General features: G+C 61.3%; 13 protein-coding genes. 9 read left to right on the plus strand and 4 right to left on the minus strand.

The genetic code is table 11. The features are described from left to right. Positions 1-74 precede the first annotated feature (74 nt). On the plus strand, positions 75-830 hold the full coding sequence (gene olsB, locus L4G42_RS10535) for an L-ornithine N(alpha)-acyltransferase (RefSeq protein ID WP_237250460.1): 756 nt from the start codon (positions 75-77) through the stop codon (positions 828-830). Continuing rightward, the gene (locus L4G42_RS10540) at positions 830-1618 is read left to right on the plus strand and encodes a lysophospholipid acyltransferase family protein (protein ID WP_237250461.1); all 789 of its coding nucleotides are present in this window, start codon (positions 830-832) and stop codon (positions 1616-1618) included. Before olsB ends, L4G42_RS10540 begins: the two co-directional genes overlap by 1 nt. On the opposite strand, the gene L4G42_RS10545 is transcribed toward L4G42_RS10540, so the two are convergent. Next, positions 1579-2175 carry an acyl carrier protein phosphodiesterase gene (locus tag L4G42_RS10545; RefSeq protein ID WP_237250462.1) on the minus strand — a complete coding sequence of 199 codons (597 nt, stop codon included), beginning with the start codon at positions 2173-2175 and terminating at the stop codon, positions 1579-1581. The two genes, L4G42_RS10540 and L4G42_RS10545, sit on opposite strands and share 40 nt — an antisense overlap. A 277-nt stretch (positions 2176-2452) precedes the next feature. On the opposite strand from L4G42_RS10545, the gene L4G42_RS10550 reads away from it, so the two are divergent. The 3 genes from L4G42_RS10550 (at position 2453) to L4G42_RS10560 (ending at position 5078) form a co-directional block, all read left to right on the plus strand. Beyond that, on the plus strand, positions 2453-2761 hold the full coding sequence (locus L4G42_RS10550) for an ArsR/SmtB family transcription factor (RefSeq protein WP_237250463.1): 309 nt from the start codon (positions 2453-2455) through the stop codon (positions 2759-2761). A gap of 37 nt (positions 2762-2798) precedes the next feature. After that, positions 2799-3965 carry an MFS transporter gene (locus L4G42_RS10555; RefSeq protein ID WP_237250464.1) on the plus strand — a complete coding sequence of 389 codons (1167 nt, stop codon included), beginning with the start codon at positions 2799-2801 and terminating at the stop codon, positions 3963-3965. 63 nt (positions 3966-4028) lie between these two features. Beyond that, a complete protein-coding gene (locus tag L4G42_RS10560; RefSeq protein WP_237250465.1) occupies positions 4029-5078 on the plus strand; it encodes an alkene reductase in 1050 nt (349 codons plus the stop codon). Between the two features lie 528 nt (positions 5079-5606). Here L4G42_RS10560 and L4G42_RS10565 read toward each other — a convergent pair. The 3 genes from L4G42_RS10565 to L4G42_RS10575 form a co-directional block, all read right to left on the minus strand. Next, on the minus strand, positions 5607-6464 hold the full coding sequence (locus L4G42_RS10565) for an ATPase (RefSeq protein ID WP_237250801.1): 858 nt from the start codon (positions 6462-6464) through the stop codon (positions 5607-5609). Positions 6465-6531: 67 nt separating this feature from the next. Further along, entirely contained in the window at positions 6532-7530 is a 999-nt protein-coding gene (locus tag L4G42_RS10570) for an NAD-dependent epimerase/dehydratase family protein (RefSeq protein ID WP_237250800.1), read from the minus strand. Between the two features lie 88 nt (positions 7531-7618). Beyond that, positions 7619-8518: a LysR family transcriptional regulator ArgP gene (locus L4G42_RS10575; protein WP_237250799.1), complete on the minus strand. Its 900-nt coding sequence runs from the start codon at positions 8516-8518 to the stop codon at positions 7619-7621. A gap of 110 nt (positions 8519-8628) precedes the next feature. Between L4G42_RS10575 and L4G42_RS10580 the strand changes: the two genes are divergently transcribed. The 4 genes from L4G42_RS10580 (at position 8629) to L4G42_RS10595 (ending at position 12828) form a co-directional block, all read left to right on the plus strand. Continuing rightward, positions 8629-9027, plus strand: coding sequence for an ACT domain-containing protein (locus tag L4G42_RS10580; protein WP_237250798.1), 399 nt, complete (start codon positions 8629-8631; stop codon positions 9025-9027). A 36-nt stretch (positions 9028-9063) separates the two neighbouring features. After that, positions 9064-9666: a LysE/ArgO family amino acid transporter gene (locus L4G42_RS10585; protein ID WP_237250797.1), complete on the plus strand. Its 603-nt coding sequence runs from the start codon at positions 9064-9066 to the stop codon at positions 9664-9666. Positions 9667-9868: 202 nt separating this feature from the next. After that, positions 9869-10465, plus strand: coding sequence for a superoxide dismutase (locus L4G42_RS10590; RefSeq protein ID WP_065992213.1), 597 nt, complete (start codon positions 9869-9871; stop codon positions 10463-10465). 311 nt (positions 10466-10776) lie between these two features. Next, positions 10777-12828 (plus strand): putative bifunctional diguanylate cyclase/phosphodiesterase, encoded by a 2052-nt coding sequence (locus L4G42_RS10595; RefSeq protein ID WP_237250796.1) that lies wholly within the window; start codon positions 10777-10779, stop codon positions 12826-12828. Positions 12829-12991 lie beyond the last annotated feature (163 nt).

Genomic DNA, 12991 nt, shown 5'->3' on the forward strand with positions numbered 1-12991 from the left:
GCCTGAATTCGTACAGCAATGCTCGAACAATCAGTCGACCCGCCTGGACGAAGACGGGATTACGGAGACGTCGCATGACTCAGATCGCCAGCATTCGAGACACCCGAACCGAACGTCGCCTGCAGGCTGAACGCCTGGTCGGTGAGAAGGCCCTGCAGGAAGCACAGGCTTTGCGCTTCAGTGTGTTCAGCGGCGAGTTCAACGCCAAGCTCAAGGGCGCCGAACTGGGCCTGGATATCGATGATTACGACGTTCACTGCATGCACATCGGGGTGCGTGACCTGAGCAGCGGTCGTTTAGTCGCCACCACCCGTTTGCTGGACCACAAGGCCGCCAACACCTTGGGGCGGTTCTACAGCGAAGAAGAATTCAGCCTGCACGGCCTGCGTCATTTACAGGGCCCGATACTGGAACTGGGCCGCACCTGCGTCGATCCGTCCTACCGCAACGGCGGCACCATCGCCGTGTTGTGGAGCGAACTGGCCGAGATCCTCAACGAAGGCGGCTACAGCTACCTGATGGGCTGCGCGAGCATTCCGATGCAGGACGGCGGCATTCAGGCCCACGCGATCATGCAACGCTTGCGCGAACGTTATCTGTGCACCGAGCACCTGCGCGCGGAACCGAAGAATCCGCTGCCGACACTGGACCTGCCCAACAACGTGATTTGTGAGATGCCGCCGCTGCTCAAGGCCTACATGCGCCTGGGCGCGAAGATCTGCGGCGAACCGTGCTGGGACGAAGACTTCCAGGTCGCCGACGTGTTCATCCTGCTTAAACGCGACGAGTTGTGCCCACGCTACGCCCGCCACTTCAAGGCAGCAGTGTGATGAGCACGTGGCGCAGTCATGCGCGCGTGGTGCGGGTGCTTTGGGTCATTGCGCTGGGCCTGAGCATCGCCGGCACCTTTGCCCTGATGGAACGCCTGCGCATCGGCAACTCCATGGCCCGTCGCCAGCGCTGGACCGCCTGGTTCATGGCGCGCCTGAGTGCCGCGCTGCCGTTTCGCGTGAACGTCAGCGGCAAGCTGCCGAGCGAGCCGATGTTGTGGGTGAGCAATCATGTGTCATGGACCGACATTCCACTGCTGGGGATGCTGGCGCCGCTCTCGTTCCTGTCCAAAGCCGAAGTGCGCACGTGGCCAGTCGCGGGCTGGCTGGCGTTGAAAGCCGGAACACTGTTCATCCGCCGAGGCTCGGGCGAAAGCAAGCTGATTCAGAAGCAGATGGGCCAACACTTGCTCGGCAGGCATTCGCTGGTGATCTTCCCCGAGGGCACCACCACCGACGGCCGCAGCTTGCGCACCTTCCACGGCCGCCTGCTGTCGAGCGCAATTGAAACCGGTGTGCCGGTGCAGCCTGTTGCCATTCAGTATGTACGAGACGGCCAGCCGGATCAGATTGCGCCATTCATTGGCGACGACGACCTGCTCTCGCACCTGCGTCGGCTGTTTGCCAATGAGGTGAGCGAGGTGCACATCCAGCTGCTGTCGCCAATCCCGTCCCAAGGCAAAGAACGCGCGGCGCTGGCGTTTGAGGCGCAGCAGGCGGTGCAGGTTGCGCTGTTCGGCGAAGCGGTTCAGCCTGCGACGGTACGTTCCGCCGCCAAGGCCGCTTGAGCAAACGCCTGAAGCTCCGGATAAAACGCGCTGAAGTCGTCACTCAATGGTCGGTACAGCGCGTGCAGTTCCTGGTTGACACCGGCCAAGCCTTCCGGCCGTGAAAGGCGGCGCGAGATGCCCGCCAGCGCCTCGCCCACCACCGAAAATTCACGGTACGAACCCAGCCAGTCTTGCGCTGCCATGCGCGGCGCAATCAGCGCCAGACGCTCCGGCAACGCGGGTTCATCGGCCAGCACGCGGTAGACCTTGCGGGTGAAGGCATCCAGCGGCTCGTCGGAATACACGTGCCAGTCCCGCGCCAGGCAATGGTCGAAAAACACGTCCAGTGCGATGCCTGCATAGCGGCGACGTCCGTCGGGAAAACGCCTCAGTGCCTGCTTGATCAGCGGGTGCGAATCGGTGAATGCATCAATGCGCCGATGCAGACGAATCGCGCCTTCGATGTCCGCCGGGAAACGTCCGGGCAGCAGCCCTTTGACGAAGTCGCCGTACAGGCTGCCCAACAGTTGCGCCGGGGTCTGCCCGCCAAGGTGCAGGTGTGCGAGGTAATTCATGGTGCTTGCCTTATCGCTGCGAGCGTACTTTTGCGCCTGATTCCCCTGAAGCTGCGGGAATTCATCGCGAGACGCCCGTACATTCGCCACATTGCCTGCGCCTGTAAAGCGCGATCGCCGCTGAACGCTCCGTCAATAAACCAGGACAGCTCAATATCGTTATAACTCGATATAACGATTTAGCCCGTCCTAATCACCTATTCATATTTGTATATCGCGATTTACAGATATAAAGTTCGCCCCATCGCGATACAGCGCAACTGCACTGAGAACGACAATGCCTACTGACATCGACATCGACGACATCATTAAAGCCCTGGCTCACCCGGTTCGCCGGCAGATTCTGGACTGGCTCAAAGACCCGGTTACGACCTTCCCCGATCAACGTCACACGATTGATGGCGGTGTTTGTGCCGGTCAGATCGACCAGCGGGCCGGCCTGTCGCAGTCGACCGTTTCGGCCCATCTGGCAACGCTGCAACGGGCCGGTTTGATCACCAACCAGAAACACGGCCAGTGGCATTTTTTCAAGCGCAACGAAGACGTCATTCAGGCGTTCGTGCAGCAACTGGCGCAGCGGCTCTGAGCCCTGCGCCACACACCCGCCTTTCAGGAGACGCAACGTGCCCCTTTCACTACTCATTCTGGCCCTGAGCGCCTTTGCCATCGGGACGACCGAGTTCGTCATCATGGGTCTGCTCCCCGACGTCGCCAGCGACTTGGGCGTCAGCATTCCCGGCGCCGGCTGGCTGGTCACCGGCTACGCCCTGGGCGTTGCGATCGGCGCGCCGTTCATGGCAATGGCCACCGCGAAGCTGCCGCGCAAAGGCGCGCTGGTCACGCTGATGGGGATCTTCATCATCGGCAACCTGCTCTGCGCACTGGCGGCAGATTACAACATTCTGATGTTCGCCCGCGTGGTCACTGCGCTCTGCCACGGCGCGTTCTTCGGCATCGGGTCGGTGGTGGCTGCAGGCCTGGTTCCGGCCAATCGCCGTGCTTCGGCCGTCGCACTGATGTTCACCGGCCTGACCCTGGCCAACGTACTCGGCGTCCCACTGGGCACCGCACTGGGACAACAAGCCGGCTGGCGCTCGACCTTTTTCGCGGTGACGGTGATTGGCGTCATCGCCTTCATCGGCCTGATTCGTTTCCTGCCGGGCAAACGCGATGAAGAGAAACTCGACATGCGCGCCGAACTGGCTGCCCTCAAGGGCGTAGGCATCTGGCTGTCGCTGAGCATGACCGCGCTGTTCGCCGCGTCCGTGTTCGCGCTGTTCACCTACGTCGCGCCACTGTTGGGCGAAGTCACCGGCGTCTCGCCTTTGGGCGTGACCTGGACGCTGATGCTTATCGGCCTCGGTCTGACGCTGGGCAACATCATCGGCGGCAAACTTGCCGACCGCCGACTGGCCGCCACACTCATCGGCGTGTTCATCGCCATGGCGGTGATTTCCACGGTGCTGAGCTGGACCAGCACGGCGCTGATCCCGGCTGAGATCACCCTGTTCCTCTGGGCCACCGCCGCGTTCGCCGCCGTGCCTGCGCTGCAGATCAACGTGGTGACCTTCGGCAAGGCCGCGCCCAATCTGGTTTCCACCCTGAACATCGGGGCCTTCAACGTCGGCAACGCGCTGGGCGCGTGGGTCGGCGGCAGCGTCATCGCCCATGGTTTCGGCCTGACCACCGTGCCGCTCGCGGCCGGCGTACTCGCGGTGCTTGCCCTGCTGGTCACGCTGATCAACTTCCGTCAGCGCGACGATGCCGAACTGGCCGCCGTGACGAACTGATTACCCGAATCTTTACAACCTGCGGATCCACCCATTACTCATTGCACTGAGGATTTTTGTCCCATGACCACGATTTTTGACCCGATCAAGATGGGCGACCTGGAACTGTCCAACCGGATCGTCATGGCGCCGCTGACCCGCTGCCGCGCCGACGAAGGCCGCGTACCCAACGCGCTGATGGCCGAATACTACGTTCAGCGCGCCTCGGCCGGCCTGATCATCAGCGAAGCGACGTCGGTCACGCCGATGGGCGTTGGCTACCCCGACACCCCGGGCATCTGGTCCAACGACCAAGTGCGCGGCTGGGCCAACATCACTAAAGCCGTGCACGCGGCCGGCGGCAAGATCGTGCTGCAACTGTGGCACGTGGGTCGCGTTTCGCACCCGACTTACCTGAACGGCGAAACCCCGGTTGCGCCGAGCGCCATCCAGCCAAAAGGCCACGTGAGCCTGGTGCGTCCGCTGTCTGACTTCGTCACCCCGCGCGCGCTGGAACTGGCGGAAATCGAGGAAATCGTCGATGCCTACCGCGTCGGTGCCGAAAACGCCAAGGCCGCCGGCTTCGACGGCGTCGAGATCCATGGCGCCAACGGTTACCTGCTCGACCAGTTCCTGCAAACCAGCACCAACACCCGCACCGATGCCTACGGCGGCTCGCTGGAAAACCGCGCCCGGCTGCTGCTGGAAGTGACCGACGCCGCCGTTGAAGTCTGGGGCGCTGGCCGTGTCGGCGTGCACCTGGCACCCCGCGCCGACGCGCACGACATGGGCGACGCCAACCTGGCCGAGACCTTCACCTACGTCGCCAGCGAACTCGGCAAACGCGGCATCGCCTTCATCTGCGCCCGCGAACGTGAGCTCGACGATAGCCTCGGCCCACGCCTGAAAGAAGCCTTCGGCGGCGTGTTCATCGCCAACGAGAAATTCACCAAAGAAAGCGCCAACGCCTGGCTCGCCAGCGGCAAGGCAGACGCCGTCGCCTTCGGCGTGCCTTTCATCGCCAATCCCGACCTGCCGGCACGTCTGGCCAAGGATGCCCCGCTCAACGAGCCTCGTCCTGAAACCTTCTACGCCAAGGGCGCCGAAGGCTATGTGGATTACCCGACGCTGTAAGCGGGACGGATGCGGAGCGTCACGGAGTGCATACCCACGCGGAGCGTGGGAACGATCAGGCCGGTTTTACCAATAAAACTGATGTCGCACTCACTGGCCCCTTCCCGGCTAAAGCCGGTCCCACGAAAAGCGATGCGTGCAGTCAGTGGGACCGGCGGCGACCACCGTAGGACCGGCTTCAGCCGGGAAGCGCTTGATCTGCTTTTGATCTGCTTTTGATCTTCCTGCGCAAAAAGCCCAGTCACCGCCAAACGCGACTTGGGTGCAGGCTGAACGCAGGTTTCGCGCAGTGGGCCGAGCCGCATGGATGCGGCGAGAGCGCCGTCAGGACATGGATGTCCGTTCGGCGCGGGCCCACGGAGCGGGACCGGAGTGAAGGAACCCTGACGAAGGAAGGGCCAAACCAGGAGCAGGGCCTTTTTGGTTACTTTTTCGGCTCTTGGAAAAAGTGACCCGCCGTAAGGGCGGAACCACACTCAGCAACACCGCGATAATGGATATACACGCCGTCATCCAGGACTACCCGAATCATTGCCCCCGCGCATTCATCTGCTGCGACAACGTCTGAATCTGACTCTGCAACGTATTAATCGTCCGCGTCATCTGCGCACGAAACGCATCAAACTCCTGCAGACTCGCCCCCGATGAAGCAGCCGCCGCCGGACGATTCTCCAACTCACTCTTCACCACCACCATATCCTGCTCAAGCTGCTCGATCGCCTGACTGCCGTTCGCCTTTTTCAGACCCGCCACATCCGCAGTCAAACCCTTCAGCTGCGTCTCCAGCCGCTCCTGCTCAGCCTGAATCGACTTGCCATCCGGCACCGCCGCCTTCAACGCCGCCAGCTCAGTCGCCACCGCCTTCAACTGATCCTGCAACTGCTGATTGACTGACTGCTGCTGGGCACTCTGCGTGCTGATCTGCTCCAGCCGCTTGTCCAGCCCGCCCTGCAAACCCGCCACACCCTGCTGCTGCTTGCTCTGATCCGCCAACTGATCCTGCAACTGCTTGATCTGCGCCTTCAACGCCTCACTGCTGCTCGCCATCGACTCGGTCGCCACCACCTTGCCGGAGATATCCTGCAAGCGCCCCGCCGCTTCTTCACTGATCCGCGCGAAACTTTCCTGCGTCGCCACCAGCTGCTGTTCCATCAACGAGACCTGCTGAAAACTCCACCAGCCCAGGCCGCAAAACGCGATAAACAGCACACAGATCAACGCCCACAAGGCGCCGGTACCGGGCGCCTTCACCTTCACCACCGGCGTATCGCGCGAATACACGGTCGTGCGCTCGCGGGCGCCCGGCGGCGGCAGAAAATCATCGTCATCGTCTTTGGCGCTGAGGCTCGGGACGTCATCGACGTCGTCATAGGGATCTTTGCGCATGGTTTTACCTTTGAAAAAATCGCTGAATCTGAATGGCTCGCAGTATAACCACGGATGTTGACGCCTTTTACAACGCGCCGCCGTGCTGGGCTTTCCACCAGCCGCAGAACTCGTCCAGGGCGGTCCACACGCTGACGTCGGGCTGGTAATCCAGATAATGCCTGGCGCGATTGATATCAAGCGTGAAATCCCGGGTCATCACCTGCATCCCGATGCGCGACAGCGTCGGTTCAGGTTGCCCCGGCCAGATCAGGCACGCCGCCTCGTTCATGGCTGCGGCGGTGTACGCCAGGCCGTAAGACCGATAACGCCTTACCGGCGGCAATTCCATCTGGCGCATGACGTAATTGACCACGTCCCAGAGAGGGACCGGCGCGCCATTACTGATGTTGTAAGCCTTGCCCAGCGCTGACCCTGCGGCAAGCAGGCTGCTGAGCAGCGCTTCATTGAGGTTTTGGATGCTGGTGAAATCGACCTTGTTCAAGCCGTTGCCGATGATCGACAAACGCTTCTTCTGCTGCATCTGCAGCAGTCGCGGGAAAATACTCGTGTCACCCGCGCCCGTCACAAAACGCGGGCGCAAGGCGATGACTTCCAGACCGAACTCTTCGGCACCAAACACCTTCTGCTCGGCCAGGTATTTGGTCGCGGCGTAGTGATTGCCAAAGCGCTTGGGCACTTGCTCCTCGCGGATATCGAGGTGCGATCGGCCATCGAAATAGATCGACGGCGAAGACAGATGCACCAGCCGCCGGACTCTTTGTTTCAGGCATGCTTCGACGACGTTTTCGGTGACCTGAACATTGCCCTGGTGGAAGTCCTGGCGTCGTCCCCACGTCCCCACCGCACCCGCGCAATGGACCACGGCTTCAATGTCGTCACACAGCGCATGAACAAGCTCGGGATCGCAGAGGTCGCCCTGAATGAACTCGGCGCCGCGCCGTACCAGATGCTCGACACCCTCAGCACGACGGCCGTTGACCCGGACGCTCAAGCCTTGCTCCAGCGCGAAACGCGCGAAGCGTCCGCCGATGAAGCCGCCTGCGCCGGTGACCAGAATTTTCATTGCCTGCTCCGTTTAATCATCTTTTACCCGTGATCGCCGCGGCTGTTCTGCGACCGATCCTACACTCTGCTGCGTCGACTACTGACGTTCACTCAGGCGCCAACGGCACCAGCCATTGCCCCGCCTTTTTCGCCAGATGGTCCGTCAGCTCCGTCAGCAACCGGCCGCCATTGCGCCAATGATGCCAGTACAACGGCACATCAATGCAGTGATCGGCCAGCAACTCGACCAATTGACCGCTCGCCAACTGCGCACGGACCTGCAATTCCGGCACCAGCCCCCAGCCCATTCCGGCTTCGACCATGCGCGTGAAACCTTCGGACGACGGACACAAATGATGCTCGAAACCGCCTTCGACCCCCAGCGAAGCGAGGTAGCGGTGCTGCAGGAAATCATCCGGGCCGAATACCAGCGCGGGCGATCGGGCCACCGCCTGCGGCGTCACGCCCTGTGGGAAATGCCGATCAATAAAGTCAGGGCTGGCCAACGCCCGATAACGCATGGCGCCAAGCAATAGACTCCGCGCTCCCGCCACTGGCCGTTCACTGCCACACAAACACGCGGCCACTTCACCGGCGCGCATGCGTTTGAGGCCGACGTCCTGATCCTCGACCACCAGGTCGGTGAGCAGTCGATGCTCGGCACAGAAGTCACCGACCGCGAGGGCCCACCAGGTCGCCAGGCTGTCGGCGTTCAGCGCGATGCGCAAACGCTCGGGCATGCCGCCTTCGTCCAGCGCCGGCACCACGCTTTGCAAGTCCCGCTCCAGCAAGCGCACCTGCTGAACATGGTTGAGCAACCGCCGGCCGATATCTGTCGGGATGGGCGGCGTCGCCCGGACCAGCACTGGCTGGCCGACCCGCGCTTCCAGCAGCTTGATACGTTGGGACACCGCCGACTGCGAAAGGCCGAGCACCTGAGCGGCACGCTCGAAGCCGGCTTGCTCGATCACCGCCGCCAGCGCGGAAAGCAATTTGTAGTCAAACATCAGTTTTCCTAATGGGTGATGAGCTTTATTGGTTTTTCTTATACCTGCTCTCGGCTGACAATCGCCAACACTGATTCACGGCACCCCCCTAACCTAACGGCGAAATATCAATGACTGGCGAAACCTCCCTCAGCGCGTTGCTGCGCAGCATGGACCCCGAACTGAATGTAGGTGATTACGTCTTCTGCACCGTGGCTGACGGCAGCCACGTACAGGGCGTCGAGGTGATCGGCAGCTTCCGAGAGCGCGAAGGCCTGACCGTCATACTCGAACGCAGCCAAGCGCAGCAACTGGGCCTGGCCAGCGATTACGTCATGGCCTGGATCACCCTGACCGTTCACTCCTCTCTCGCGGCAGTCGGGCTGACCGCAGCATTCGCCAGTGCACTGGGCCAGGCGGGCATCAGTTGCAACGTGGTCGCAGGCTTTTACCACGACCATCTTTTCGTGGGTAAGGACGACGCGCTGAAGGCCATGACCACCTTGCGCGCACTGGCCACGAACGCCTGATCCCGCCCATTCCTGAACTGATCGAGGCCCGACATCATGTGGCAAAGCTACCTCAACGGCCTGCTGGTTTCCCTCGGGCTGATCATGGCCATCGGCACCCAGAACGCCTACGTGCTGGCGCAAAGTCTGCGTCGTGAGCACCACGTGTCCGTCGCGCTGCTGTGCATCGTGTGCGACGTCATATTAGTGGCGGCCGGGGTGTTCGGGCTGGCCAACGTGCTGGCCCACAACCCCACGCTTCTCGCGGTGGCACGTTGGGGCGGCGTAGTGTTTCTGTTGTGGTACGGCGCCATGGCGCTGCGCCGCGCGTTATCCCCGCAGAGCCTCGCGGAGGGCGACGCCGACGGCCAGCGTTCACGCCGCGCTGTGTTGCTGACCGCCTTGGCGGTGACGCTGCTGAACCCGCATGTTTATCTCGATACGGTGCTGCTGATCGGCTCGCTCGGCGCGCAGCAAGCGGTGCCGGGCGCCTATGTGGCCGGGGCAGCAAGCGCTTCGGTGTTGTGGTTTTCAACGCTGGCGATCGGCGCCGCCTGGCTGGCCCCGTGGCTCGCGCGCCCGGCGACCTGGCGCCTGCTGGACCTGATGGTCGCGGTGATGATGTTCAGCGTGGCGGTGCAATTGATCAGAACGGCGTGAACAGCGGTCTGGCCGGCGCGCATTTCAGCGCATCGCTCTGGAACCTCTATCCCACACAGTTGTTGCGTGGTTAAGGTCAGGGGCCGGTGCTATGATCCAGCCCCTGCGCTGCAAAGAGTACAAACTCGCCAGCGTAAGTTCTGTCTGGCCGCCCGTGATCGGCCTTGCGCAAACCGCAACTGACCTGATTAGGAGAATTACCATGGCTTTTGAATTGCCTCCGCTGCCGTACGCACATGATGCTCTGGCACCGCACATCTCCAAGGAAACTCTGGAATACCACCACGACAAGCACCACAACACCTATGTCGTGAACCTGAACAACCTGGTGCCAGGCACCGAGTTCGAAGGCAAGACTCTGGAAGAAATCGTCAAGACGTCCTCGGGCGGTATCTTCAACAACGCCGCTCAAGTCTGGAACCACACGTTTTACTGGAACTGCCTGGCGCCAAACGCCGGCGGCCAACCGACTGGCGCTCTGGCTGACGCGATCAACGCTGCTTTCGGCTCCTTCGACAAGTTCAAGGAAGAATTCAGCAAGACTTCCATCGGCACCTTCGGCTCCGGCTGGGGCTGGCTGGTGAAGAAAGCTGACGGCTCCCTGGCACTGGCCAGCACCATCGGCGCCGGCAACCCGATCACCAGCGGCGACACCCCGCTGCTGACCTGCGACGTCTGGGAACACGCTTACTACATTGACTACCGTAACCTGCGTCCAAAGTACGTCGAGGCGTTCTGGAACCTGGTTAACTGGAAGTTCGTTGCCGAGCAGTTCGAAGGCAAAAGTTTCACTGCCTGATGAATGCTTGAATGCTTGAATAAAAAAAAGCCCGGCACGTCCGGGTTTTTTTTCGCCTTCTGTTTGTCGTTTATGTATTGTCTGGAAGAGATAGCCGACTAATATCAAATTTTGTGCTGATTCAAACGGCTGGGCTCAAGTTTTCCCCGTGTACGACCGACACAGTACCGATAGCTTGAGTGGTCTGCCTATTAACTGTTTTCCCGATTGATGGGGTCACGTGCAAGCCAGAAGCGCCTGATCCGAATGCCTGCATTGCCAGTGCTTGCACGCAGTCAGCCCGCTATCAGCATGGATGAAGGAATGGCCATTTGAAGCTGGAACTCAAACACAGCTTGTCGGTGAAGCTGCTTCGCGTTGTGCTGCTTTCAGCGCTGATCGTGGGGGTCGTGCTCAGTTGCGCACAGATCGTCTACGACGCGTACAAAACCCGCCAGGCCGTTGCCTCGGATGCGGCGCGTATCCTCGACATGTTTCGCGACCCGTCGACGCAGGCCGTCTATAGCCTGGACCGGGAAATGGGCATGCAGGTCATCGAAGGGCTGTTTCAGGACAAAGCCGTGCGCCTGGCGTCCATCGGTCATCCCAACGAGACGGTGCTCGCCGAGAAATCCCGCGACCTCGAAGCTACCCCCACACGCTGGCTGACCGACCTGATCCTTGGCCAGGAACGCAGCTTTACCACGCAACTGGTCGGCCGCAGCCCGTACAGCGAATATTACGGCGACCTGCGCATCACCCTGGACACCGCCACCTACGGCGAAACCTTTCTCACCAACTCACTGATCATCTTCATCTCCGGCGTATTGCGCGCGCTGGCGATGGGTCTGGTGCTGTACCTGGTTTACCACTGGCTGCTGACCAAACCGCTGTCGAGAATCATCGAGCACCTGACCAGCATCAACCCCGACCGCCCCAGCGAACACCAATTGCCCTTGCTCAAAGGCCACGAAAAAAACGAGCTGGGTGTCTGGGTCAATACGGCCAACCAACTGCTGGCGTCCATCGAGCGCAACACCACCCTGCGCCACGAGGCTGAATCCAGCCTGTTGCGGATGGCCCAATACGACTTCCTCACCGGTTTGCCCAACCGGCTGCAACTGCAGAAGCAACTGGACAAAATCCTCGTCGACTCCGGAAAAGTGCAGCATCGTGTCGCCGTGTTATGCGTCGGTCTGGATGACTTCAAAGGCATCAACGAACAATTCAGTTATCAGGCCGGCGATCAGTTGCTGCTGGCCCTCGCCGATCGATTGCGCAGCCACAGCGGCCGCCTCGGCGCCCTTGCCCGTTTGGGCGGCGACCAGTTTGCGCTGGTTCAGGCCGATATCGAACAGCCCTATGAAGCCGCCGAGCTGGCGCAGAACATTCTCGACGACCTGGAAGCGCCCTTCGCCGTCGATCAGCAAGAGATTCGTCTGCGCGCCACCATCGGCATCACGCTGTTCCCCGAAGATGGCGACAGCACTGAGAAGCTGCTGCAGAAAGCCGAACAGACCATGACGCTGGCCAAGACCCGCTCGCGCAATCGCTATCAGTTTTATATCGCCAGCGTCGACAGCGAGATGCGACGTCGTCGCGAGCTGGAAAAAGACCTGCGCGAGGCCATGGCCCGCGAGCAGTTTCATCTGGTCTATCAGCCGCAGATCAGCTATCGCGATCACAGTGTGGTCGGTGTCGAGGCGTTGATCCGCTGGATTCACCCGGAACACGGCTTCGTGCCGCCTGACCTGTTCATACCGCTGGCCGAGCAGAACGGCACCATTATCGCCATCGGCGAGTGGGTGCTGGATCAGGCCTGCAAACAGCTGCGCGAATGGCACGATCAGGGCTTCAGCGACCTGCGCATGGCGGTGAACCTGTCCACCGTGCAGCTGCACCACGCCGAACTGCCGCGGGTGGTGAACAACCTGCTGCAGATCTACCGCCTGCCGCCCCGCAGCCTGGAACTGGAGGTGACGGAAACCGGCCTGATGGAAGACATCACCACCGCTGCGCAGCACCTGTTGAGCCTGCGCCGCTCCGGGGCGTTGATTGCCATCGATGATTTCGGCACCGGTTATTCATCGCTGAGTTATCTGAAAAGCCTGCCGCTGGACAAGATCAAGATCGACAAGAGCTTTGTGCAGGACCTGCTCGACGACGATGACGACGCGACGATCGTGCGCGCCATCATCCAGCTCGGCAAAAGCCTGGGCATGCAGGTGATTGCCGAAGGCGTAGAGACCGCCGAGCAAGAGGCGTACATCATTACAGAGGGTTGCCACGAAGGTCAGGGCTATTTCTACAGCAAGCCACTGCCGGCGCGGGAACTGCTGGTTTACCTGAAGCAAGCCCAGCGCACTCACAGCGAGGCGCTGTAGCACGCCTGCTTTCCGACACGAAGGCAGCCGCTGCGGAAATTCCCCCCCGCCCGTCTGAGGCCGCAGCTTAATCCCCCCTTGAAACAGCTTGAAATATCTCCCTCCGGCCTGGCTGGGCAAATGGCCTTTACACAGAATGCAAATCTTTCGCATTATGTCGCAG

Origin of the sequence: Pseudomonas petrae (assembly GCF_021728295.1) — a bacterium.
Classification (GTDB): domain Bacteria; phylum Pseudomonadota; class Gammaproteobacteria; order Pseudomonadales; family Pseudomonadaceae; genus Aquipseudomonas; species Aquipseudomonas petrae.

What these genes read in the sequence shown, in the direction of transcription:
- L4G42_RS10580 (WP_237250798.1), top strand. Translation starts at nt 8,629, where the DNA reads ATGACTGGCGAAACCTCCCTCAGCGCGTTGCTGCGCAGCATGGACCCC.
- L4G42_RS10545 (WP_237250462.1), bottom strand. Translation starts at nt 2,175, where the DNA reads ATGAATTACCTCGCACACCTGCACCTTGGCGGGCAGACCCCGGCGCAA.
- L4G42_RS10575 (WP_237250799.1), bottom strand. Translation starts at nt 8,518, where the DNA reads ATGTTTGACTACAAATTGCTTTCCGCGCTGGCGGCGGTGATCGAGCAA.
- L4G42_RS10590 (WP_065992213.1), top strand. Translation starts at nt 9,869, where the DNA reads ATGGCTTTTGAATTGCCTCCGCTGCCGTACGCACATGATGCTCTGGCA.
- L4G42_RS10570 (WP_237250800.1), bottom strand. Translation starts at nt 7,530, where the DNA reads ATGAAAATTCTGGTCACCGGCGCAGGCGGCTTCATCGGCGGACGCTTC.
- L4G42_RS10550 (WP_237250463.1), top strand. Translation starts at nt 2,453, where the DNA reads ATGCCTACTGACATCGACATCGACGACATCATTAAAGCCCTGGCTCAC.
- L4G42_RS10565 (WP_237250801.1), bottom strand. Translation starts at nt 6,464, where the DNA reads ATGCGCAAAGATCCCTATGACGACGTCGATGACGTCCCGAGCCTCAGC.
- L4G42_RS10540 (WP_237250461.1), top strand. Translation starts at nt 830, where the DNA reads ATGAGCACGTGGCGCAGTCATGCGCGCGTGGTGCGGGTGCTTTGGGTC.
- L4G42_RS10585 (WP_237250797.1), top strand. Translation starts at nt 9,064, where the DNA reads ATGTGGCAAAGCTACCTCAACGGCCTGCTGGTTTCCCTCGGGCTGATC.
- olsB (WP_237250460.1), top strand. Translation starts at nt 75, where the DNA reads ATGACTCAGATCGCCAGCATTCGAGACACCCGAACCGAACGTCGCCTG.
- L4G42_RS10560 (WP_237250465.1), top strand. Translation starts at nt 4,029, where the DNA reads ATGACCACGATTTTTGACCCGATCAAGATGGGCGACCTGGAACTGTCC.